This is a genomic window from Pseudomonas sp. B21-054, assembly GCF_026016345.1.
Lineage (GTDB): Bacteria > Pseudomonadota > Gammaproteobacteria > Pseudomonadales > Pseudomonadaceae > Aquipseudomonas.
The window spans coordinates 6010169-6032248 of sequence record NZ_CP087204.1 but is presented as its reverse complement, the minus strand read 5'-3'; the positions used below and the strand labels follow the sequence as shown (position 1 = coordinate 6032248).

Sequence of the window (22080 nt, the reverse complement as noted above, 5' to 3'; positions counted from 1 at the left end):
TCCACAGCCCTAGCATTTCCACAGAGTGCCATTGAGACCATCATTCGCGTTCGGTCCCTTTTCCTGAGGCAGTGATCTCATTTTTGACCTGGATGGCGTAGCCCAGTAGTAGGCACGCGTGAGTCTAAATTTTAGTAATGACGCTCTGGCTCTACGTTGAACAACGAGTCAGGGGAATGATGGTCTCTTTAAAGAATGTTTGAGATGTTACTTATTTCTCGAGGGTTGAAGCGCTGGAAATCTATTGGTGGAATCGCTTCGGTTATTCCTACGTCGCCAGGGCAAGGGTGATGATGAAAGTGTCAGCGCTGCTGACGCAAAAAAGCGACTTTCCACCAGACATAAAAAAGCCGGCTTATGGCCGGCTTCTCGTTGACTAACTCAGTTCGTTTTTGACAAACCTCACCAGCCTTCAAAACGTACATCCGGCTCTTGCGGCCGGCTGTGGGACTTGGTCAGAAAGTGATCTGCCTTGTCGGTGCGAGGCGTGGGCTCGCAAATGTGGGGCGGAGGATACTCGGGTTTTTGGCAGAATCCCAGTGGTAAGTGGTGTGGAATCATTGGGTTATCGGTGGTTTAGGTGGAGAAGCGGGGGCTGCTTCGCAGCCCAGCGGGGATGAATCCCCTCGCCACAGATGTGCTCACCATTGACGCTTCTAATCACTGAAGCCCCACCACTAGGGGCTTCGGTGGTTGTCTTTCCGTGCGGGTGGGTCAATCGCACACCGGCGGTCTCTGTTTGTTGAGGGTGGACCACCAGAACACCCAGCCGATCACACGTATGTTCTGTGCTTCGATCTGTTCGGCGCTGAAGACTTCGTCCGGGTAGGCCGCGCTGTTGTGGCTGCGCAAGCGCAGTCGGTTGCCAGGCACGCGGTGCAGGTATTTGATGCGGAGCATGCCGTCGTGCTCAAGAGCATAGATTTGGCCGTCGACGATTTGGGTCAGGCCGCGGTCGATGGCGAGGGTGGAGCCGTCTTCGATGCGTTCGGCCATGCTGTCGCCGACCATGGTGGTGCAGATGGCGTCGTTGGGGTTGATTTCGAGGGATTCGAGGTGGCTGCGGGGCAGGCGGATGGATTGGTCGGGGATTTCGATGATGTGGGTTTGGCTTTCGCCGGGGGCGATGGGGACTTCCTTGTAGAAGGGCAGTTCGATGTCCGTGGGTTCCAGCACGCTGTAGACGCCATCGTTTTCGGCGGCCTCATAGGTGGTGCCGGGGCCGAGGCCCAATGGGGTTTGCGGGCCTTCGCCGTGGGCGAGCCACGCCGGGCTGACGGTCAGCAGGCTGGCGATGGAGTGGATGCGGCTCGCTGGGATGCCACGGTTGAACCAGTTGTTCACGTGTTGGGATTTCACGCCGTATAACTTCGCGAAGTCGGCGGATCGGATGTTCGCTTCTTTTAGAAGGGCTCGGAAGCGGTCGCCACTGGAAAGTATTTTCATAAACGGAAAGTTTAGAGACGACGGTGTTTTCGGCAATAAACAAGTCGTTCAAATATATAAGACGATCTTTCCGTTTGCAGGATTTGAAAGGTGCGGGCTAAACGTTGCTAAACACTATTAATACGGTTGTGTATTAAGCTCTATTAAGACATAAAAAAACCCCGGTGCAAACCGGGGTTCTTTTTCAAATTCAGTTTCAGCCTTTGTAGGCGGCAGCTGATTTGAGGATCGCTTCGCGGGCGGCGTCAGCACCGGCCCAGCCTTCGATCTTGACCCACTTGCCTTTTTCGAGGTCTTTGTAGTTCGCGAAGAAGTGCTCGATCTGCTGGATCAGCAGCGGTGGCAGGTCGGTGTATTCCTTCACGTCGACGTACAGTTGCGACAGTTTGTCGTGTGGCACTGCGATGACTTTGGCATCGCCGCCGCCGTCGTCGGTCATGTTCAGGATGCCGACTGGACGGGCGCGGATGACCGAGCCTGGGGCAACTGGGTAAGGAGTCACGACCAGCACGTCGAGGGGGTCGCCGTCGTCGGCCAGGGTGTTGGGGATGTAACCGTAGTTGGCCGGGTAGAACATGGGGGTGGCCATGAAACGGTCAACGAACAGGCAGTCGCTGTCTTTGTCGATTTCGTATTTGATCGGGGCGTGGTTGGCCGGGATTTCGATCGCGACGTAGATGTCGTTCGGCAGGTCTTTGCCAGCCGGAATCTTGCTGTAGCTCATTGGGCGGTGCCCCCGTTAGTTGACCAAATGACTTGGTCGGATTGACCAAAAAGTGGCGGCGATTATAGGCATATTCGGCCGCTGATGCCACGTTACCAGGGTCGTAGAGACCTTAGTATGACGCCTGATAGACCGGATCTTCGGCCTGAAGTTGCCGCAGCCGGGATAAAGGATCCTGGCGGTAGAACGCCTTGAGCTGTTCATAGACCTTTGGATAGGCCTGGTGCAGCAGGTCCGGGGCGCTGAAGAAGTATTCGCTGGTGACGGCGAAGAACTCGGCGGGGTTTTCGGCGGCGTAGGGATCGATGAGGGTTTCTGCGTCCGGATTCTGGTCCAGTTGGCGGTCGAGGTCGTCGAAGGCCTGTTGCATGGCTTCGGCCCAGTCGCTGACGCGCATGCCGGGGTGCAGCGGTGGCAGGCCGTTGGCGTCGCCGTTGAGCATGTCGAGTTTGTGCGCCAGTTCGTGGATCACCAGGTTGTAGCCGTCCCAACCGCCGCTGGCCATCACGCCGTCCCAGGCCAGGATGATCGGGCCCTGGGGCCAGGCTTCGCCGCTGTGTTCGCCGTCCCATTCGTGCTCGATGCCGCTGGCGTCGCGGTAGCGCTGGGGGCTGAGGAAGTCGTCGGGGTAGAGGACGATTTCGTGGAAGCCCTGGTACCAGTTCAGCTCGCCCAGGTGCATCAGTGGCAGTTGGGCCTGGGCGGCGAGGAGCAGGCGTTGTTCCTGGTGCAGTTCGACGCCGGGCAGGGCGGTGAGGTGTTTGTCATGCAGGAACAGCACGCAGGCTTCCCGCAGCCACTGGTCCTCGGCGGCGCTGATGCCGTCGAGGAAGCTCAGTTGATGGCGCACCCGTTGCCAGGTTTCGTCGGGGACAGGGTGTTTGGCGAGGGTGCGTTGGCGGCGCCAGCTGCTCAGGGACCACATGGGCGATCAGGCTTTCGAAGCGCGTTGGCCCATTTTGCTGCGGACCAGGCTGATGATCATCGGCAGCAGCGACAGCAGGATGATGCCCACCACCAGCAGCGACAGGTTTTGCTTGATGAACGGCACGTTGCCGAAGAAGTAACCGAGGGTCACCAGGCCGCCGACCCAGAGGACGGTGCCGAGGACGCTGAAGCCGAAGAAGCGCAGGTAGTTCATTTTGCCAACGCCGGCGACGAAGGGGGCGAAGGTGCGGATGATCGGCAGGAAGCGCGCCAGGGTCACGGTTTTGCCGCCGTGCTTGTCGTAGAAGTCGTGGGTTTGCTGCAGGTAGTCGCGGCGGAAGATTTTCGAGTTGGGGTTGCTGAACAGTTTTTCACCAGCGGTGCGGCCGATGAGGTAGTTGGTGCTGTCGCCGAGGATGGCCGCGAGCATCAGCAGACCGGCCAGCAGCACGGGGTCCATGGCGCCACCAGCGGCGACGGCGCCGGCGATGAACAGCAGGGAGTCGCCGGGTAGGAACGGCATGACCACCAGGCCGGTTTCACAGAAGATCACCAGGAACAGGATGGCGTAGACCCAGGTTCCGTAGTTGGTCACCAGCAGGTCGAGGTACACATCGAGGTGCAGGATGAGGTCGAGTGGGTTGAAATCCATGCATAACACCTGTGGTGGTGGCCTGGCTCGGCAGGCTTTGGGTCGGGCTTAGAGTATGGCTACAGAGTGTGTAGCTTTTTCTTACAAGCTGGGAAGAGCGGCATTATACGGGGTGGAGGGCGGGGAGCGGGGTGAGTTTGTAGCTAGGGATTTCGGTGGTGTTGTGGTTGGAGGGTAGGGATGTTGATGTGCAGATTTTCTGTGGTGAGGGGATTTATCCCCGTTGGACTGCGCAGCAGTCCCCAAAAGCAGGCAACTCGGTGAGTCTGATACACCGAGTGCTCAGATTTGGGACTGCTGCGCAGTCCAGCGGGGATAAATCCCCTCGCCACAAGGGCTTGGTGTTGTGTCAGGGATTTCGGTGTGGTGAGGGGATAAATCTCCTCATCACAAAGGCATTGCTGTTAGGTCAGATCCCTTCGCTGATCGGCAACACGTAGTTCTTGAACTCGGTGTCTTCCTTGAAGCCGATCGATTCGTAGGTTTTCTGCGCCACTTCGTTGTTGCTGCTGGTGGAGACGCGCATGCGCACGGCGTTGGTTTCCTTGGCCATTTTTTTCGCGGTGCGGATCAGGTTGTCGGCCACCAGTTGGCGGCGGGCGTCTTCGGCGACGTAGATGTCGTTGAGGATCCACACGCGCTTGAGGGACAGTGACGAGAAGCTTGGGTAGAGCTGGCAGAAGCCCAGCAGCTTGTGGTCATCGTCATCGGGCAAGGCCAGGTAGATCACCGATTCCTTGCGGCGCAGGCGCTTTTCGAGGAAGGCTCGGGACGAGTCCGGGTAAGGCAGCGAGCCATAGAATTCCCGGTACTTGACGAACAATGGGGTCAGCAGGTCCAGGTGTTCCAGCGTGGCTTGGATAATCCGCATGGTAGGTCTCGTCTACAAAAGGTCGACAGATACTCTGACAACATCGGTGCTCTTCGGTGCTTTGATGCTGCCTGAAAGCGGATCAAAAACGCAATCGGATATACGGATCAGCTTCGGGGCGGCATCAGTAGGAAGTTACCTTTCATATCGGCAGCGCTTTCCGAATCCAGAGTATGAACCTGGGCTTCGTCCTTCAGATTGACCCCCGAAAGCTGTCGGCGACAGGCTTCGCGCATCAGGTAGATCAGGCGATGCGCCGCCATGCCGTAGCTCAGGCCTTCGAGGCGGACGTTGGAGATGCAGTTGCGATAGGCATCGGTCAGGCCGACCTTGGGGGCGTAGGTGAAATACAGCCCCAGGCTGTCGGGGGAGCTGAGGCCGGGGCGTTCGCCGATCAGGATCACTGACATTTTTGCGCCAAGCCGCTGCGCCACTTCATCGGCCACGGCGACGCGGCCCTGTTCCACCAGGATCACCGGCGACGTCGACCAGCCTTCAGCGCTGATCTGTTCTTCCAGCCGCGCCAGGAACGGTAGGGTATGGCGATGCACCGCCAGTGCCGACAAGCCGTCGGCCACCACGATTGCCAGGTCCACGCCGCCGGGATGGGCCGCTGCGTAGTCCTGCAGGATTTGCGCGGAGGCGTCGTCGAGCCGTCGGCCCAGGTCCGGGCGCTGTAGATAACTGTGTCGGTCGGCCGCGGCGCTGTGGAGCAGCAGGCTTTCACGGCCGCGCTCGGTCAACTGCGCGCGAATGCCCTGGTGATCGAAGGCCAGGTGCACCGCATCGCGGGCCTGGGCGTGGGCGTACTGGAAGTCCAGTTGCGCCTGGGTTGGCAGGCTGGTGCCGGTGCGGCCCAGGGCGATGCGCGCCGGGGTGAGGTTGCGCAGGTTCAGCCAAGGGTTTTGCGGATCGACAGGTTTTTTATCCATGGGCAGTTCACTCATCCCAGATGTGCGAGGGCGTGACGGAACGCCGGTGGCAGGTTGTCGCCGAACCGCACCCGGCCATCGGCCTGGGTGAAGATGCCCATGTTCGCCAGCCAGGTTTCGAATTCCGGCGCCGGTTTCAGGCCCAGGGTCTGGCGGGCGTAGAGGGCGTCGTGGAACGAGGTGGTCTGGTAGTTGAGCATGATGTCGTCGGAGCCGGGGATGCCCATGATGAAGTTGATCCCGGCCACGCCCAGCAGGGTCAGCAGGGTGTCCATGTCGTCCTGGTCGGCTTCGGCGTGGTTGGTGTAGCAGATGTCGCAACCCATCGGCACGCCCAGCAGCTTGCCGCAGAAATGGTCTTCGAGGCCGGCGCGGATGATCTGTTTGCCGTTGTACAGGTATTCCGGGCCGATGAAGCCTACAACCGTGTTTACCAGGAACGGGTTGAAATGCCGTGCCACGGCGTAGGCCCGGGTCTCGCAGGTCTGTTGATCGACGCCGTGGTGGGCGTTGGCCGACAGCGCGCTGCCCTGGCCGGTTTCGAAATACATCAGGTTGTTGCCGAGAGTGCCGCGATTTAGGCTGAGCCCGGCGTCGTAGCCTTCTTTCAACACGTTGAGGTTGATGCCGAAACTGGCGTTGGCCGCTTCGGTGCCGGCGATGGACTGGAACACCAGGTCCAGGGGCACGCCGCGGTTCGCCGCCTCGATGGAGGTGGTGACGTGGGTCAGCACGCAGCCCTGGGTGGGGATGTCGTAGCGCTGGATGATGGCGTCGAGCATTTCCAGCATGGCGCAGATCGAGGCGGTGCTGTCGGTGGCCGGGTTGATGCCGATCATGGCGTCGCCGTTGCCGAAGAGCAGGCCGTCGAGGATGCTCGCGGCGATCCCGGCGGGTTCGTCGGTGGGGTGGTTGGGTTGCAGGCGGGTGGACAGGCGCCCGCGCAGGCCGAGAGTGCCGCGGAACTTGGTCACCACGCGGATTTTCTGCGCCACCAATACCAGGTCTTGCACGCGCATGATTTTCGACACGGCGGCGACCATCTCCGGCGTCAGGCCCGGAGCCAGCGCCCGCAGGCTGTCTTCATCGGCGGCATCGCTGAGCAGCCAGTCGCGAAAACCGCCAACCGTGAGGTGGCTGACGGTGGCGAAGGCTTGTTTATCGTGGGTGTCGACGATCAACCGGGTGACTTCGTCGGTCTCGTATGGAATCAGCATTTCTTGCAGGAAATGGCTGAGGGGCAGGTCGGCCAGCGCCATTTGTGCGGCCACCCGCTCGCCATCGTTGAGCGCCGCGATCTCGGCCAGGAAATCCCCCGAGCGCGCCGGGCTGGCCTTGGCCATCAGGTCTTTGAGGCTGTCGAAGCGATAGGTCTGGGCGCCGACGGAATGGGCGAATGCGGCCATGGGCGGTGTCCTCCTGATTCTCTAAAAAACTTTAATACACCCCATGACCCTGTGGGAGCGAGCTTGCTCGCGATAGCAGAGTGTCAGCAAAGTATCTGTTAATTGATACACCGCTATCGCGAGCAAGCTCGCTCCCACAGGGGGACGGCATGCACTTTTAAATGGCAGGCACCGGACCCTCGGCCCGGCGCCGGTGCAACTTTCAGATACCTGTGAGCATAGCGTCCGCCGGTGCATCGGAGCGTTGCTTGGCGGTCAGTTGGAAATACAGGTAGCCGACAATCATGAAGCCGAGGAATACCAAGCCAATCACCATGTTGAACCAGGCCATCGCCACCAGGCACACCACCGCCAGGAACAACGCAATGCCCGGTACGATCGGGTAGCCCGGCGCGCGGAAGGTGCGTTCCAGGTGCGGTTCGGTCTTACGCAATTTAAACAGGCTGAGCATGCTGATGATGTACATCACGATGGCGCCGAACACTGACATGGTGATCATTGCCGCCGTCAGGCTCATGCCTTGCAGGTTGACCAGGCCATCGCTGTAGATCGCCGCGATGCCGATGACGCCGCCGGCCAGGATCGCCCGGTGCGGGGTCTGGAAGCGCGACAGTTTCGCCAGGCCGCGGGGCAGGTAGCCGGCCCGGGCCAGGGCGAAGAACTGCCGCGAGTAGCCGAGGATGATCCCGTGGAAACTCGCCACCAGGCCGAACAGGCCGATCCACACCAGCATGTGCATCCACGTTGAATTGTTGCCGACCACCGCCTTCATGGCCTGGGGCAGCGGGTCGTTGATGTTCGACAGGGTGCGCCAGTCGCCCACGCCGCCGGCCATGACCATCACGCCAATGGCCAGGAACACCAGGGTCAGAATGCCGCTGACATAAGCGCGGGGAATCGTGCGTTTCGGGTCCTTGGCTTCTTCGGCGGCCATGGCCGCGCCTTCGATGGCGAGGAAGAACCAGATGGCGAAGGGGATCGCCGCGAAAATGCCCGGGATCGAGGCGAGGCTGAATTCATTGGCGCCGGCCCAGCCGTTGAGCGCGAAGTTACTGAAGCTGAAGCCCGGCGCGACCACGCCCATGAACACCAGCAATTCGGCGACCGCCAGCACGGTGACCACCAGCTCGAACGCGGCGGCGATGCTGACGCCGAGGATGTTCAGGGTCATGAACACGATGTACGCGCCAACCGCCGCGAGCTTGGGGTCCAGCTCCGGGAATTGCACGTTGAGGTAGGCACCGATGGCCATGGCGATGGCCGGGGGCGCAAAGACGAATTCGATCAGGGTGGCAATGCCGGCGATCAGCCCACCTTTCTCGCCAAAGGCCCGTCGGCTGTAGGCAAAAGGCCCGCCGGCGTGGGGAATCGCGGTAGTCAATTCGGTGAAACTGAAGATGAAACAGGTGTACATCAACGCCACCATGAGGGCGGTGACGAGAAAGCCCAGGGTCCCGGCGGTGCCCCAGCCGTAGCTCCAGCCGAAGTACTCGCCGGAAATCACCAGGCCGACGGCGATGCCCCATAAATGCAGGGTGCCGAGTGTGGGTTTGAGTTGGGTGGTAGAAGTCATAAGTCCTCTCTGTCTTTTTTATTGTTTGATCTATTGGACTTTCGGGATTGCTGTGGAGCGGGCACGCAAGGCTCATGCCAGAGCGGTGGGACGGTGTTTTGATGTTGTCAGTGAGGGCGCCATCGCGAGCAAGCTCGCTCCCACAGTGGATCTGTTGCCAACCCTGGAAAAAGAGTTATCCACAGATCCCTGTGGGAGCGAGCTTGCTCGCGATAGCTATCTAAGGGGCAAAGCAGGAGAACCTGCCTCGCCCCAAGGGCTTAGAAGAACCCCAACGGATTGATGTCGTAGCTCACCAGCAGGTTCTTGGTCTGCTGGTAGTGGTCGAGCATCATCTTGTGGGTTTCACGACCCACACCGGACTTCTTGTAGCCACCGAACGCGGCATGCGCCGGGTACAGGTGGTAGCAGTTGGTCCAGACGCGACCGGCCTTGATCGCCCGGCCCATGCGGTAGGCGCGGTTGATGTCGCGGGTCCACAAGCCGGCGCCGAGGCCGAACTCGGTGTCGTTGGCGATCGCCAGCGCTTCGGCTTCGTCCTTGAAGGTGGTGATGCTCACCACTGGGCCGAAGATTTCTTCCTGGAACACGCGCATTTTGTTGGTGCCCTTGAGCAGGGTCGGCTGGATGTAATACCCGGTCGCCAGGTTGCCTTCGAGTTTTTCCACCTTACCGCCGGTCAGCAGCTCGGCGCCTTCGCCCTTGGCGATTTCCAGGTACGAAAGAATCTTGTCGAATTGCTGCTCGGACGCCTGGGCGCCCACCATGGTGTCGGTGTCCAGCGGGTCGCCGCGTTTGATCTGCAGGACTTTCTTCATCACCACTTGCATGAATTCGTCGTAGATCGATTCCTGTACCAGGGCACGGGATGGGCAGGTGCAGACTTCGCCCTGGTTGAAGAACGCCAGCACCAGGCCTTCGGCCGCCTTCTCGATGAAGCTCGGTTCGGCCTGCATGATGTCTTCGAAGAAGATGTTCGGCGACTTGCCGCCCAGTTCCACGGTGGACGGGATGATGTTCTCGGCGGCGCATTTCATGATGTGCGAGCCCACCGGGGTGGAGCCGGTGAAGGCGATTTTGGCGATGCGCTTGCTGGTGGCGAGGGCTTCACCGGCTTCTTTGCCGAAGCCTTGCACCACGTTCAATACGCCAGGTGGCAGCAGGTCGCCGATCAGCTCCATGAGCACGCAGATGCCCAGCGGGGTTTGCTCGGCCGGCTTGAGCACCACGCAGTTACCGGCGGCCAGGGCCGGGGCGAGTTTCCAGGCGGCCATCAGCAGCGGGAAGTTCCACGGGATGATCTGCCCGACCACGCCCAGCGGTTCATGGATGTGGTAGGCCACGGTGTTGCCATCGATCTCGGCGGCCGCGCCTTCCTGGGCCCGCAGGCAACCGGCGAAGTAGCGGAAGTGGTCGGCGGCCAGGGGGATGTCGGCGTTGAGGGTTTCGCGCACGGCCTTGCCGTTGTCCCAGGACTCGGTGATCGCCAGCACTTCGAGGTTTTGCTCGATGCGGTCGGCGATTTTCAGCAGGACCAGCGAACGGGCCTGGGCGGAGGTGGCGCCCCAGGCATCGGCAGCGGCGTGGGCGGCGTCCAGGGCTTTTTCGATGTCTTCGGCCGTGGAGCGCGGGAACTCGGCAATGGGCTGGCCATTGACCGGGGAAGTATTGGTGAAGTACTGACCTTTGACAGGCGCGACGAACTCGCCGCCGATGTAGTTACCGTATTTGCTCTTGAACGAAACGATAGCGCCTTCAGTACCGGGGTGAGCGTAACGCATGATGAGTTCTCCTTGGCTTTTGTGCTTATAAGGGAGCCGCGCAAAAAACGAGCGCTGGTATCTAAGCCTAGAGCAAAGGTTGGGCCATTGCCTTGCAGGGCCCGTAAATCAAGACTTTAGGAGGAGTTGCTCGGACAAACGGATGGGGGGTGTGACGCTTGCGATACAGCGGGTGTGACAGTTTGTGCCAGATACGAGACAGTCTGTGACCGACAGGTCGCGCCAGCATTGCAAAGGCGGTTGGGCTGGAGGATGCTGGGGTATTAGCCAGTTGGCTTGCCGAACACCGTTGTGGCGAGGGGATTTAATCTATGGTGAGGGGATTTACCTGTGGCGAGGGGATTTATCCCCGCTGGGCTGCGCAGCAGCCCCCTCCAGTCAACTCGATCAACCTGACACTCCGCAGGTTCAGGTTTTGGGGCTGCTTCGCAGCCCAGCGGGGATAAATCCCCTCGCCACAGGTTAAGTGTCAGGCATCGGTTAAGTGTCAGGCATCGGTTAAGTGTCAGGCATCGGTTAGGTGTCAGGCATCGGTTAGGTGTCATACACAGGGTTAGGTGTCCGACCGTTACTCCAACAAGGCCGCAACCTTCGGGGAGAATAATAAGAAATGCACAGCAACCATTTGAGTCGCCATGCCCAGCAAGTCCTGACGGTTACCCAAGGCAAGGCCCATTTGCAGGGCCCTGGCAGCGATCCGTCGATTGCCCGTTCCTGGCTGCGCTGCCTCGAGGACTATCACCTCGATCCGGCCCAGAACCTGGCGCCGACGGTGCTCGAACATGGCCGGGTGCTGGAGAGTCGCGAGCGTTTGCAACAGGTGCTGCACATCGCCGGTACCGAGATGACCAGCCTGCACCAGCAACTCTCCGGCGCCGGCCACGCGGTGCTGCTGACCGACGCCCGCGGCGTGATCCTCAACTGCGTCACCGCCCCCAGTGAACGGAAGATTTTTGAACGGGCCGGCCTCTGGCTCGGCGCCGATTGGAGCGAGGCTTGCGAAGGCACCAACGGCATCGGCACCTGCCTGGTGGAGCGTCAGGCCCTGACCATCCACCAGGAAGAACATTTCCGTGGCCGCCACACCGGCCTGACCTGCTCGGCCAGCCCGGTGTTCGACCCCCAGGGCGAGCTGCTGGCGGTGCTTGACGTGTCCTCGGCCCGGCCGGACGTGTCGCGCCAGAGCCAGTTCCATACCATGGCCCTGGTCAACCTCTCGGCGAAGATGATCGAGAGCTGCTATTTCCTGCGCTGTTTCGACAATCAATGGTTGCTGCGCTTTCACTTGCAGGCCGAATCCGTGGGGCTGTTCAGCGAAGGCTTGCTGGCGTTCGACGGCGAAGGCCGGATCAGCGCCGTCAACCAGAGCGCCCTCAACCTGTTGGGGCATATTCGCGGCAGCTTGCTCGGCCAGCGGGTGGAAGACTTTTTCGATTGTTCGCTGGACGAGTTGCTTGGCCGCGCCAGCCCCCAGGCCAGCGCCAGTTGGCCGTTGCGCACCCGTGATGGCCGGCATTTATTCGCGGTGTTGCGTGGTCAGCCCCGCAGCGTGCCGGTGCCGGTTGCCCCGGCGCTCAAAGTCATCGAACCCGCACGGCTGCCGGGCATCTGCCTCGGGGATGCGGCGTTGCAGGAGCATTTTCGCAAGGCCCTGCGGGTGTTCGAGCGCGATGTTCCGCTGCTGATCCATGGCGAAACCGGCTCCGGCAAGGAGGCGTTCGCCAAGGCCGTGCACCACGCCAGCCAGCGCGCCGGCAAACACTTCGTCGCCCTCAACTGCGCGGCCATCCCGGAAAGCCTGATCGAGAGCGAGCTGTTCGGTTATCGCGGCGGCAGCTTCACCGGAGCGCGAAAGGAGGGCATGCGCGGCAAGCTGCAACAGGCCGACGGCGGCACGCTGTTCCTCGATGAAATCGGCGACATGCCCCTGGCCTTGCAGACTCGTTTGCTGCGAGTGCTGGAAGATCGCCAGGTGGTACCCATCGGCGGCGAACCCGAGGCGGTGAACGTGCGCATCATCAGCGCCACCCATCGGCAGTTGCTCGAGCGGGTGCGGGACGGCAGTTTCCGTGAGGATTTGTACTACCGCCTCAATGGCCTGGAAATCCCCCTCCCGCCTTTGCGCGAGCGCAGTGACAAGTCGCAGTTGCTGGATTTTCTGTTGGCTGAAGAGAGCGGGGGCGAGACGGTGCTCATCGAGGAACCGGCGCGCCAGGCCTTGCTGGGGTTCGATTGGCCGGGCAACGTGCGGCAACTGCGTAACGTGCTGCGGACCCTCGCCGCGCTGTGCGATGGCGGGCGGATCGGCCTGGAAGACTTGCCGGCGATGATCCGCCAGCGCCCGGTGGCGGTGATGGTTGAAACGCCGGCCGAGCGGCCGCTGGACGATGCCGAGCGGCTGGCCTTGATCGACGCACTGGAACGCCAGCGCTGGCACATGACCCACACCGCCGAACAATTGGGGATCAGCCGCAACACCCTCTACCGGAAACTGCGCAAACACGCCATCGCCCGATAAAGCACTGACTGCCTTTGTGGCGAGGGGATTTATCCCCGCTGGGCTGCGCAGCAGCCCTAAAGCAGTGAACTCAATCTTACTGGCACGCCGAGTTACCTGGTTTAGGGGCCGCTGCGCAGCCCAACGGGGATAAATCCCCTCGCCACAAAAGCCGGGTTGTACTTTCAACTGTGGGAGCGAGCTTGCTCCCACAGGGATTTGCAGTGTCCTGATGGCTGCCGTTCGAAACACAAGGTGCGATTTCCCCCTCCCTACGCTAACCTGCGGCCATGTTTTACGAGGTCGACTATGCACATCCATATTCTCGGTATTTGCGGCACTTTCATGGGTTCGATGGCTGTCCTGGCCAAGGAACTGGGCCATCACGTCACCGGGTCCGACGCCAACGTCTACCCGCCGATGAGCACCCAGCTGGAAGCCCAGGGCATTGAGCTGACCCAAGGCTATGACCCGGCGCAGCTGGATCCGGCGCCAGACCTGGTGGTCATCGGCAACGCCATGTCCCGGGGCAATCCGGCGGTGGAGTACGTGCTCAACAAAGGCCTGCCGTACGTGTCCGGGCCGCAGTGGCTGGCCGATCACGTGTTGCAGGGCCGTTGGGTCCTGGCTGTGGCCGGTACCCACGGCAAGACCACCACCAGCAGCATGCTCGCCTGGGTGCTGGAGCACGCGGGCATGAGCCCGGGCTTCTTGATCGGCGGTGTGCCGCAGAATTTCTCGGTGTCGGCGCGCCTGGGCGGCACGCCGTTCTTCGTGATCGAGGCGGACGAATACGACAGTGCGTTTTTCGATAAACGCTCGAAATTCGTCCACTACCGTCCACGCACGGCGATCCTCAATAACCTTGAGTACGATCATGCGGACATCTTCCCCGATCTGCCGGCCATCGAGCGGCAGTTCCATCACTTGGTGCGCACCATCCCCAGCGAAGGCCTGGTCATCCACCCGACCACCGAACCGGCGTTGCAGCGGGTCATCGAGATGGGCTGCTGGACCCCGGTGCAAACCACCGGTGCGGGCGGGCAGTGGCAGGTGAAGTTGCTCAAGGACGATGGTTCGCAGTTCGAAGTAATGTTCGAAGGCGTGTCCCAAGGCGTGGTCGAGTGGGACATGACCGGCCAACATAACGTCGCCAACGCCCTGGCGACCTTGGCGGCGGCCCGCCATGTCGGCGTGGTGCCGTCCATGGGCATTGCCGCGTTGAGCGCGTTCAAGAGCGTGAAGCGGCGGATGGAGAAAGTCGCCGAGGTGCGCGGCATCACCATCTATGACGACTTCGCCCACCACCCGACCGCCATCGCCACCACCCTCGACGGTTTGCGCAAGCGCATCGGTGATGCGCCGCTGATCGCGATCATCGAGCCGCGTTCCAACTCCATGAAGCTTGGCGCCCACCGCGACGGTTTGCCGGAAAGCGTGGTCGATGCCGACCAGGTGATCTGGTACGCGCCGGCCAACCTCGGCTGGGACCTCGGCGCCACTGCCGCGCTGTGCACGGTGCCGTCGATTGTCAGCGATTCCCTGGAAGGCATCATCGAACGCGTGAAGAGCCAGGCCCAGCCCGGCACCCACGTGGTGATCATGAGCAACGGCGGCTTCGGCGGCCTGCACGGCAAACTGGCCGAGGCGCTGCGATGAACACTCTCTTGGAGAGCAATGGCCCGGAACGCATCACCCTGGCGATGACCGGTGCTTCCGGCGCCCAGTACGGCCTGCGCCTGCTCGATTGCCTGGTACGGGAAGACCGCGAGGTACACTTCCTCATTTCCAAGGCCGCGCAACTGGTGATGGCCACCGAGACCGACGTGACCCTGCCGTCCAAGACCCAGATGATGCAGGCCTTCCTCACCGAATACACTGGTGCGGCGGCGGGGCAGATCCGGGTGTATGGCAAGGAAGACTGGATGTCGCCGGTGGCCTCGGGCTCCGGCGCGCCGGCGGCCATGGTGGTGGTGCCGTGTTCCACCGGGACGCTCTCGGCGATTGCCACCGGGGCCTGCAACAACCTGATCGAGCGGGCCGCGGACGTCACGCTCAAGGAGCGCCGTCAGTTGATCCTGGTGCCGCGGGAAGCGCCGTATTCGAGCATTCACCTGGAGCACATGCTCAAGTTGTCGAACATGGGCGTGACCATCCTGCCGGCCTCGCCGGGTTTTTATCACCAGCCACAGACCATCGACGACCTGATCGATTTCGTGGTCGCGCGGATTCTCAACCTGCTGAACATCCCTCAAGACATGTTGCCGCGCTGGGGCGAGCATCATTTGAGCAGCGATGAATAAGCTGCTGATCGTGCTGCTGGCGCTGCAGCTGACCGGCTGCGCCACCGCCCGCACCCTCGACGCCGCCAAGCCTGGGGCGCCGGTGGTGTACGCGGGCACGCGCCTGGATCTTTACGCCCTCAACGGCGGCTGCTGCGCCAAGGACCGCTTTGGCGCCGAGGCCCCGAGCTACCCGGGTATCGACCTGCCGGGCAGTGCGTTGCTCGATACCTTGTTGTTGCCGTTGTCGTTGTTCGCGGCGATAGGGGTGGGGTTTCAGGCGACTGGCGGGTTGTAGCGCCAGCTCTCTGGTTGAGAAGATCTAGCTGCGTTGAGGAGATTCCTGTGGCAAGTGAATCTCCTGTGGCGAGGGGATTTATCCCCGCTGGGCCGCAAAGCGGCCCCTGAGGCAGCTAACTCGATCAGTCTGATACACCGCGTGCTCCATTTTTGGGACTGCTTCGCAGTCCAGCGGGGATAAATCCCCTCGCCACAATCCCCTTACACCCCATGACTATTTACCGAGCTTACGCAACTCATCCGACTCCACCACCCGCACCCCATTCTGCTCTTCCAGCGCCAGGCGCCACATGGCGCGGGCCAGTTGGCAGGCTTCGATGCCGTGGTATTTGCCCGGGATCAGCCTCGACAACGGTCCGGCCAGTTGCTCGGCCAGGCGTGGTTCGACACGGTCGCCCAGCAGCAGGGAAGGCCGGCAGAGGGTCAGTTGCGGCCAGTCCTGGGCCTTGAGCGCGGCTTCCATTTCGCCTTTGACGCGGTTGTAGAAGATCGATGACTTCGGATCAGCCCCCAGGGCGCTGATCGCGATCAGGTGCCGGGCGCCCAATTCCCGGGCGCGCTGGGCAAACGCCACGACCAGGTCCAGGTCCACCGCGCGAAAGGCTTGTTCGGAGCCGGCCTGCTTGAGGGTGGTGCCGAGGCAGCAAAAGGCGATGTCCACCTGGCCACTGAGCCGGGGCAACACCTCGGCCGGCTCTCCGACCGGGTTTTCCAAGTGTGGATGCTCGGCCAGTGGCCGGCGAGTCGGCGCCAGGACCCGGGTGATGGTCGGCTCATTGAGCAGCCGGTCCAGCAGATGCTCCCCGGTGAGGCCGGTAGCACCGGCGAGCAAAACATGCTGAGGCGTCAAGTACATAGTGTTTCCCCCTTGATACGATTCAGCTTAGTTGCTCTTTATGGCCCCGTCGTTCAATGCAGCACTTTGCAATGCTTTTCGCGCTTGTTGTTTGCGCAGCAGCTGCCAGTGGGACAGGACGGTCCTGGGCGCCCACATCTGCGGTTCGGACGCTTCGAAATTGTCCGCCTGCTCCCGTTCGGCCACGGTGGCCTTGGCCCGTTTGAAGGCCTGCTCCAGATCGTCGGTCTGGTTCAGTGCCTGGGCGAACAGGGCATCGCCGAAATAGGTGAAGTTGGCCTCCTCGGAACAGCCGAAGGACACCCGGTCGGCCCGGGACGCGGTCATGATCAGCGTGCGTTCATCCTTGAGCGCCGGGATGAAACCGCCGGAATAGCACGCCGAGATCACCACGATCTTGTCGCGGTTCTTCAGCGGTGCCAGGACCACGGCCAGTTCATCGGCGGGCAGGTCCGCCAACTCCATGCGCGGCTGGTCGAGCACCAGTTCATGCTCGCTGGTGCCGTGGCTGGTCAGGTAGATGAAGATCAGGTCTTCCGGGCCGCTGCGCTCAGCCAGGGTCGCGGCGGCGCGGCGCAGGCTTTCGCGGCTGGCCATGGGGCGGTCGCCGAGGTGATCGCGATGGTTCACCAGGCGAATCTGCCCGAACGCGCCGAAACGGCTGGCGAGCATGTTGGCGACATAGTCGGATTCGCGCAGGAACACGCTTTGCTTGCCATCGCCGCCGAGGGTCAGGCTGTACAACTCCACCGCCGGTGTAGAAGCCGGGATATTGGCCAGGGCATCCTCCAACAGGCGACCCTGGGCCAGCAGGCCGAGTTCGAGCACATCCGGCAGCAGCCGGCCGTCCGCATCGCGCACCCGCTGGCCCTTGGCCCAGGTGCCGCTTTGCACGGTACCGTCGGTCAGCACCAGGGTGCCGCGGCCGTGATAGCTGTCGCTTTCGAACTGGCCGATGTAAAAACTGCCGTCTGGCAGGTTCAGGCGGCCCTGGCCGGTAAAGCGCCAATCGACGAACTGACCGAGGTAATGGCTGCCGTCGGCGCCGATCAGTTCGCCCTTGCCGGTCAGCGCGCCTTCCTTGAACTGGCCGATCCAGACATCGCCGTCGGCGTTTTCGTAGCGACCGCGACCGTTGAGCTGGTTGTTCTTGAAGCCGCCGACATAAACATCGCCATCGGCGCTGTTGAAGGTGCCCTTGCCCTGGAGCTGGCCGTCGACGAAGTGCCCGGTGAACTGGTTGCCGCTGGCATCGAAGCGCTGGCCCTCGCCGTTGGGCTTGCCGTTGACGAACGGGCCCTGGTACTGGCTGCCATCGTCGAGCTCCAGGCGCCCGAGGCCGGAATACTTATCGGCCTTGAACTCGCCGCGGTAGGTCATGCCGTTTTCTTTGAGGGTTCCTTCACCGTCCCGTCGGCCTTGCTTGAAACCGCCGGTGTAGCTGCTGGTCGGGGTGGTCAGGCTGCCCTGGCCATGAAACAGGCCGTTCTGGAACTGGCCGCGATAGACCTCGCCATTGCTGCCGTGCCATTCACCGGTCCCGTGCCACTGGCCCTTGTCGAACTGCCCGGCGTACCAGCTGCCGTTGGGGTAGTCGATGCGCCCCTGGCCTTGCAGCAGGCCGTCCACCAGGTCGCCGCGATAACGTCCGCCGTCGGGCAGGCGTGCATCGGTGGGCAACAGCGATTCGCCATCACCGCAGGCGGTCAGCATTAGGGTCAGAGTGAGGGGAACAAGTAAGCGCATAACGGGATCCAGGTCATCAGGCGACGAGTATGCCGCAGCTAGGCGCGTTAGATACAGCCAAGCGATGCGAAACTGCCTGAGCGGCTTCGCATCGGCGCGCGGTTACACGAAGCAGAGCGACAGGGGCTCGGCGATGTAGGCCGGTTTGTCCGATCCTTCGATTTCCAGCGTGGCGGTGGCCTTGAGCAGCCATTGGCCGGGCTTTTTCTCGGTGACGTCCACCAGGTCGACCTTGAGCCGGACCTTGGAATCAACCTTCACCGGCTGGATGAAACGCACGCTGTCCAGACCGTAGTTGACGACCATTTTCACGCCCTCGGGCAAGATCAGGATGTCTTCCATCAGCTTGGGCATCAGCGACAGCGACAGGAAACCGTGGGCGATGGTGCTGCCGAACGGGGTCTGCGCGGCCTTGACCGGGTCGACGTGGATGAACTGAAAATCGCCAGTGGCTTCGGCGAACAGGTTGATACGGTCCTGATCGATGGTCAGCCAATCGGAACGTCCAAGTTCCTTGCCGACGTAATCCTTGAGCGCTGCAACGGGCACATAGGGCATTGAGACTCTCCTTGGTTGGTCTGTTTTGTCTTTATTGACGGGAATCGGCGTCCCCGGAGAACCACTGTAGATCAACATGACGCGCAGGGAAGGTCACCGACCATGCTTTTTACGAATGCCGACCCATAGCGCCGGCGTGCTTATAATGCGGGCGCATTCAATGGGTAGGTGTTGCAGGGGAGAGAGCGGATGTTGCTACGGGGCCTGACCTGGCTGGTGCTGTTCCAATTGCTGGGCACAGCGATCAATCATTTGTTCTTGCCGGTGCTGCCGGGGCCGATCATTGGCCTGCTGCTGTTGCTGGGCTATCTGATCCTGCGCGGCGAAGTCGGCGAGCCATTGAACCTGGCCGCCGGCAGCCTGCTGCGTTACCTGCCGTTGCTGCTGGTGCCGCCGGCGGTGGGGGTGATGGTGTACGCCCGGGCCATTGCCGCCGATTTCTGGGCCATCGTCGGTGCGCTGTCGTTGTCGCTGGTGCTGTCCATGGCGTTTACCGGCGTGTTGATGCAGCGCCTGGCCCGGCGTCACGCGCCCACGCCGGAGGACGGCCAATGATGCTCGACTGGCAGGGCGCCTGGAGTTCGGTGATTCATCATCCGTTGTTCGGCATCGGCATTACCCTGGGCGCCTATCAGCTGGTGCTGGCGGCGTTCGAAAAAACCCGCTGGGTGTTCCTGCAACCGGTGCTGATGTCGATGGTGCTGTTGATCGGCGTGTTGGTCGGCTGCGGCATCGGCTATGCCGAGTACCGCAAGAGCACCGAGATCCTCAGCATTCTGCTGGGCCCGGCCACGGTCGCCCTGGCGGTGCCGTTGTATTTGAACCTGCGGCGGATCCGGCAATTGTTCTGGCCGATTTTTACTACGCTGGTGATAGGCGGGGTGTTCGCCACCGGCTCTGCGGTGGTGTTGGGCTGGGCGTTTGGCGCCGAGCATATGATTCTGATGACCATGGCGCCCAAGTCGGTGACGTCGCCGATTGCCATGCTGGTGGCCGAGCAGATCGGTGGCGTGGCGGCCATGGCGGCGGTGTTTGTGTTGATTACCGGCGTACTCGGAGCGATCCTCGGTCCGAGCATTTTGAACCGGTTGGGTGTCCATAGCCCGGAGGCCCGGGGGATGGCCCTGGGGCTGACGGCCCATGCGGTGGGCACGTCGGTGGCGTTGCAGGAAAGCGAAGAGTCCGGTGCCTTTGCGGCGCTGGCGATGAGTCTGATGGGCGTGGCCACGGCGGTATTGCTGCCGTTGGTGGTGTCGATGACGGTCTAAGGAACTGTTTATGAGCTTGCCGCTTTTCCCGTTGAACACCGTACTGTTCCCCGGTTGCATCCTCGATTTGCAGATTTTCGAGGCGCGCTACCTCGACATGATCGGTCGCTGCATGAAAAAGGGCGAAGGCTTCGGCGTGGTGTGCATCCTCGATGGCGAGGAAGTCGGCATCGCGCCTGACGGTTACGCGCGGGTCGGTTGCGAGGCGCTGATCACTGATTTCTCCCAGCAGGACAACGGCCTGCTGGGCATTCGCGTGCAAGGCGGGCGCCGCTTTATCGTGCACGGCAGCAGCGTCCAGCCGGACCAGTTGACCGTCGCTGAAGTCGAGTGGCTGGAAGAAGAGCCGGAACAGCCGCTACAAGACGAAGATGCCGACCTGGTGGCGCTGCTCAAGGCCCTGGCCGAGCACCCGATGGTCGAGGCGCTGAACATGGGCGCCGAAGCGACCGGCCAGCAATCGCTGGCCAATCAACTGGCGTATCTGCTGCCGTTCAATGAACTGGACAAGATCGACCTGCTGCAACTCGATGATCCCCAGCAGCGCCTGGATGCGATCCAGGCTTTGCTCGATGAGTTGCAGGGTGAGCTGTTTGCCTGAAGCGCCGTCCCCTATACACCACCCATCCCTGTGGGAGCGAGCTTGCTCGCGATAGCGGTGGGTCAGCTTGCATAAAGAGTGAATGGGCCACCGTCATCGCGAGCAAGCTCGCTCCCACAGGGGGCACCGGTGTCTTCAGATCCTGTTCTCGACAGGTCCGGCCTCAATAGGCATACCGCAACATCGCATGGGGCAAATGCCGCAGGGCGAAGAAGCTGAACACCGCCACCAGCGCCGGCAGAATCAGCCACCAGACTTTCGGCGGCATGGCCGGCAGCGAGGTCTGGCGCTGGCTCAGCCACAGGGCCGCCGCGCAGATGCTGGCGGCGAGCATGGCCCCAGCGACGATGTCACTCGGCCAATGCGCGCCCAGGTACACCCGCGACAGGGCGATGGCCAGCGCCGGCAAGCAGCCCAGCAGCAGCCAGGTCAGGCGCAGGCGGGGCGGTTGACCGCGGCCGGCCAGGACGGCAAGGGTCAGGAACAGCGCGAATGCCCCGGAGGAGTGGCCGCTGGGCATGCTGTAGCTGGTCAGCGGGTCGGTGAGGATTTCCGGGCGCACGCGGGCAAAGAAGTGTTTGCTGCCGGTATTGGCCAGGGAAGTGAGCAGCATCGTGCCGCCGGCAAAGATTGCCTGGCGCCATTGGCGTGCCAACAGCAGCAGGCCGGTCAGCAGGCTGCAGACAATCAACATGTAGCGGAATTCGCCGATCAGCGTAAAGGTCACGGCGATTTCATCCAGCGTCGGGCTGCGATGTTCCTGGACCAGCGCCATCAACCCCTGGTCGAATGCCGTCAGGTAGCGGAACCCGATGAACAGGCCGATCAGGATCACCAGGCCGATGCCGGCGATCAGCGCCGTGGCGTGGCGATGGCGACGCAAGCTGCTGTTGACGCTCAGCCCGATCATCACCGCGATGCTGCCGATGACCACGCCGGCCTGTGGCCAGAACCCTTCGGGCAATGGCAGGCGGAATGCCGCCCCGGTGGCCCAGCCCGGCAACAGGTAGGCCACGGTCCAGCCGGCCGCGGCCAGCACGCTGACGGCGGCAAAGCGCGGGAACGGCATGTCGCACATCCCGGCCACCATCGGCAACATCGGCCGCAGCGGGCCGATGAAACGGCCCACCAGCAAACTGGCGATGCCGTAGCGCTGGAAATAGTTTTCCGCCGCGCTCATCCATTCCGGGTGATGCCGCAGTCCGGGCAGGCGCCGGATGTTCTGGTGGAAATGCCGGCCGAGGAAATAGGACACCAAGTCTCCCAGCAATCCACCGAGCAAGCCCAGCAACAGCGTTTCACCGAGGGACAACGCTCCGCTGCCGGCCAGCACCGCGATGGCAAACAACAGCACGGTGCCCGGCACGATCAGCCCGGCGATGGCCAGGCACTCCACACAGGCGACGATAAACACCGCCACCGCCAGCCATTGCGGGTTGGCGGTCAGCCAGCCGGTGATGCTATCGAGCCATGGGCCCATAAAAACAACTCCATTGAATAGTTATCGGCATGCATTGTTACTGCACTTGGCCCTTTGTGGGAGCGAGCTTGCTCGCGAATGCGGCGTGTCAGCCAGTATCAATGCTGAAAGTTCCGGCCCTTTCGCGGGCAAGCCCGCTCCCACAGGGGATCTGCTGTGAACGAAAGTCCCCGACCACTG

General features: G+C 62.0%; 20 protein-coding genes. 7 read left to right on the top strand and 13 right to left on the bottom strand.

Features of this window, described 5'->3' with window-relative positions:
- Positions 1–714 precede the first annotated feature (714 nt).
- From LOY70_RS26195 to LOY70_RS26155, 9 genes are all read right to left on the bottom strand, one after another.
- Positions 715–1446: a helix-turn-helix transcriptional regulator gene (locus LOY70_RS26195; RefSeq protein ID WP_265030827.1), complete on the bottom strand. Its 732-nt coding sequence runs from the start codon at positions 1444–1446 to the stop codon at positions 715–717.
- A gap of 196 nt (positions 1447–1642) precedes the next feature.
- Positions 1643–2170: an inorganic diphosphatase gene (gene ppa, locus LOY70_RS26190; RefSeq protein WP_003185828.1), complete on the bottom strand. Its 528-nt coding sequence runs from the start codon at positions 2168–2170 to the stop codon at positions 1643–1645.
- Between the two features lie 112 nt (positions 2171–2282).
- A complete protein-coding gene (locus tag LOY70_RS26185) occupies positions 2283–3095 on the bottom strand; it encodes a zinc-dependent peptidase (protein ID WP_265030824.1) in 813 nt (270 codons plus the stop codon).
- Positions 3096–3101: 6 nt separating this feature from the next.
- Entirely contained in the window at positions 3102–3749 is a 648-nt protein-coding gene (locus LOY70_RS26180; protein WP_158457409.1) for a DedA family protein, read from the bottom strand.
- 409 nt (positions 3750–4158) lie between these two features.
- Positions 4159–4620: a GNAT family N-acetyltransferase gene (locus LOY70_RS26175; protein ID WP_265030821.1), complete on the bottom strand. Its 462-nt coding sequence runs from the start codon at positions 4618–4620 to the stop codon at positions 4159–4161.
- 107 nt (positions 4621–4727) lie between these two features.
- Entirely contained in the window at positions 4728–5552 is an 825-nt protein-coding gene (gene eutC / locus LOY70_RS26170; RefSeq protein ID WP_265030820.1) for an ethanolamine ammonia-lyase subunit EutC, read from the bottom strand.
- A gap of 11 nt (positions 5553–5563) precedes the next feature.
- The gene (locus LOY70_RS26165; RefSeq protein WP_265030819.1) at positions 5564–6958 is read right to left on the bottom strand and encodes an ethanolamine ammonia-lyase subunit EutB; all 1395 of its coding nucleotides are present in this window, start codon (positions 6956–6958) and stop codon (positions 5564–5566) included.
- Positions 6959–7160: 202 nt separating this feature from the next.
- A complete protein-coding gene (gene eat, locus LOY70_RS26160; RefSeq protein ID WP_265030817.1) occupies positions 7161–8531 on the bottom strand; it encodes an ethanolamine permease in 1371 nt (456 codons plus the stop codon).
- A gap of 260 nt (positions 8532–8791) precedes the next feature.
- A complete protein-coding gene (locus LOY70_RS26155) occupies positions 8792–10312 on the bottom strand; it encodes an aldehyde dehydrogenase family protein (protein WP_072345441.1) in 1521 nt (506 codons plus the stop codon).
- Positions 10313–10922: 610 nt separating this feature from the next.
- Here LOY70_RS26155 and LOY70_RS26150 point away from each other — a divergent pair.
- The 4 genes from LOY70_RS26150 (at position 10923) to LOY70_RS26135 (ending at position 15389) form a co-directional block, all read left to right on the top strand.
- A complete protein-coding gene (locus LOY70_RS26150; protein WP_265030814.1) occupies positions 10923–12830 on the top strand; it encodes a sigma-54-dependent Fis family transcriptional regulator in 1908 nt (635 codons plus the stop codon).
- A 288-nt stretch (positions 12831–13118) separates the two neighbouring features.
- The gene (gene mpl / locus LOY70_RS26145; RefSeq protein ID WP_265030812.1) at positions 13119–14468 is read left to right on the top strand and encodes a UDP-N-acetylmuramate:L-alanyl-gamma-D-glutamyl-meso-diaminopimelate ligase; all 1350 of its coding nucleotides are present in this window, start codon (positions 13119–13121) and stop codon (positions 14466–14468) included.
- Entirely contained in the window at positions 14465–15112 is a 648-nt protein-coding gene (gene ubiX, locus LOY70_RS26140; protein ID WP_265030810.1) for a flavin prenyltransferase UbiX, read from the top strand. The genes mpl and ubiX overlap by 4 nt, the downstream gene beginning before the upstream one ends.
- Positions 15105–15389, top strand: coding sequence for a YceK/YidQ family lipoprotein (locus tag LOY70_RS26135; RefSeq protein ID WP_265030809.1), 285 nt, complete (start codon positions 15105–15107; stop codon positions 15387–15389). Before ubiX ends, LOY70_RS26135 begins: the two co-directional genes overlap by 8 nt.
- A gap of 216 nt (positions 15390–15605) precedes the next feature.
- Here the strand turns inward: LOY70_RS26135 and LOY70_RS26130 are convergent, their stop codons facing one another.
- From LOY70_RS26130 to LOY70_RS26120, 3 genes are all read right to left on the bottom strand, one after another.
- Entirely contained in the window at positions 15606–16247 is a 642-nt protein-coding gene (locus LOY70_RS26130; RefSeq protein WP_265030807.1) for an oxidoreductase, read from the bottom strand.
- A gap of 27 nt (positions 16248–16274) precedes the next feature.
- Complete coding sequence (locus tag LOY70_RS26125) at positions 16275–17993, bottom strand: C13 family peptidase (RefSeq protein WP_265030805.1); 1719 nt, start codon at positions 17991–17993, stop codon at positions 16275–16277.
- Positions 17994–18095: 102 nt separating this feature from the next.
- Complete coding sequence (locus LOY70_RS26120; protein WP_123343944.1) at positions 18096–18551, bottom strand: MaoC family dehydratase; 456 nt, start codon at positions 18549–18551, stop codon at positions 18096–18098.
- Positions 18552–18740: 189 nt separating this feature from the next.
- Between LOY70_RS26120 and LOY70_RS26115 the strand changes: the two genes are divergently transcribed.
- Genes LOY70_RS26115 through LOY70_RS26105 form a run of 3 tightly spaced genes read left to right on the top strand, consistent with a single transcriptional unit; the run spans position 18741 to position 20420 of the window.
- Positions 18741–19106 (top strand): CidA/LrgA family protein, encoded by a 366-nt coding sequence (locus LOY70_RS26115; RefSeq protein ID WP_265030803.1) that lies wholly within the window; start codon positions 18741–18743, stop codon positions 19104–19106.
- Positions 19103–19819 (top strand): LrgB family protein, encoded by a 717-nt coding sequence (locus LOY70_RS26110; protein WP_265030801.1) that lies wholly within the window; start codon positions 19103–19105, stop codon positions 19817–19819. Before LOY70_RS26115 ends, LOY70_RS26110 begins: the two co-directional genes overlap by 4 nt.
- A gap of 10 nt (positions 19820–19829) precedes the next feature.
- A complete protein-coding gene (locus tag LOY70_RS26105; RefSeq protein WP_265030799.1) occupies positions 19830–20420 on the top strand; it encodes an LON peptidase substrate-binding domain-containing protein in 591 nt (196 codons plus the stop codon).
- Between the two features lie 163 nt (positions 20421–20583).
- On the opposite strand, the gene LOY70_RS26100 is transcribed toward LOY70_RS26105, so the two are convergent.
- Complete coding sequence (locus tag LOY70_RS26100) at positions 20584–21900, bottom strand: bifunctional DedA family/phosphatase PAP2 family protein (RefSeq protein ID WP_265030797.1); 1317 nt, start codon at positions 21898–21900, stop codon at positions 20584–20586.
- Positions 21901–22080: the final 180 nt, after the last annotated feature.

Bases quoted from the DNA above. Each gene is read 5' to 3' on its own strand.
- eutC (WP_265030820.1), bottom strand. From the start codon at position 5,552: ATGGATAAAAAACCTGTCGATCCGCAAAACCCTTGGCTGAACCTGCGC.
- LOY70_RS26180 (WP_158457409.1), bottom strand. From the start codon at position 3,749: ATGGATTTCAACCCACTCGACCTCATCCTGCACCTCGATGTGTACCTC.
- ppa (WP_003185828.1), bottom strand. From the start codon at position 2,170: ATGAGCTACAGCAAGATTCCGGCTGGCAAAGACCTGCCGAACGACATC.
- LOY70_RS26125 (WP_265030805.1), bottom strand. From the start codon at position 17,993: ATGCGCTTACTTGTTCCCCTCACTCTGACCCTAATGCTGACCGCCTGC.
- LOY70_RS26165 (WP_265030819.1), bottom strand. From the start codon at position 6,958: ATGGCCGCATTCGCCCATTCCGTCGGCGCCCAGACCTATCGCTTCGAC.
- LOY70_RS26110 (WP_265030801.1), top strand. From the start codon at position 19,103: ATGATGCTCGACTGGCAGGGCGCCTGGAGTTCGGTGATTCATCATCCG.
- LOY70_RS26100 (WP_265030797.1), bottom strand. From the start codon at position 21,900: ATGGGCCCATGGCTCGATAGCATCACCGGCTGGCTGACCGCCAACCCG.
- ubiX (WP_265030810.1), top strand. From the start codon at position 14,465: ATGAACACTCTCTTGGAGAGCAATGGCCCGGAACGCATCACCCTGGCG.
- LOY70_RS26195 (WP_265030827.1), bottom strand. From the start codon at position 1,446: ATGAAAATACTTTCCAGTGGCGACCGCTTCCGAGCCCTTCTAAAAGAA.
- mpl (WP_265030812.1), top strand. From the start codon at position 13,119: ATGCACATCCATATTCTCGGTATTTGCGGCACTTTCATGGGTTCGATG.
- LOY70_RS26105 (WP_265030799.1), top strand. From the start codon at position 19,830: ATGAGCTTGCCGCTTTTCCCGTTGAACACCGTACTGTTCCCCGGTTGC.
- LOY70_RS26185 (WP_265030824.1), bottom strand. From the start codon at position 3,095: ATGTGGTCCCTGAGCAGCTGGCGCCGCCAACGCACCCTCGCCAAACAC.
- LOY70_RS26150 (WP_265030814.1), top strand. From the start codon at position 10,923: ATGCACAGCAACCATTTGAGTCGCCATGCCCAGCAAGTCCTGACGGTT.
- LOY70_RS26155 (WP_072345441.1), bottom strand. From the start codon at position 10,312: ATGCGTTACGCTCACCCCGGTACTGAAGGCGCTATCGTTTCGTTCAAG.
- LOY70_RS26130 (WP_265030807.1), bottom strand. From the start codon at position 16,247: ATGTACTTGACGCCTCAGCATGTTTTGCTCGCCGGTGCTACCGGCCTC.
- LOY70_RS26175 (WP_265030821.1), bottom strand. From the start codon at position 4,620: ATGCGGATTATCCAAGCCACGCTGGAACACCTGGACCTGCTGACCCCA.
- LOY70_RS26120 (WP_123343944.1), bottom strand. From the start codon at position 18,551: ATGCCCTATGTGCCCGTTGCAGCGCTCAAGGATTACGTCGGCAAGGAA.
- LOY70_RS26135 (WP_265030809.1), top strand. From the start codon at position 15,105: ATGAATAAGCTGCTGATCGTGCTGCTGGCGCTGCAGCTGACCGGCTGC.
- eat (WP_265030817.1), bottom strand. From the start codon at position 8,531: ATGACTTCTACCACCCAACTCAAACCCACACTCGGCACCCTGCATTTA.
- LOY70_RS26115 (WP_265030803.1), top strand. From the start codon at position 18,741: ATGTTGCTACGGGGCCTGACCTGGCTGGTGCTGTTCCAATTGCTGGGC.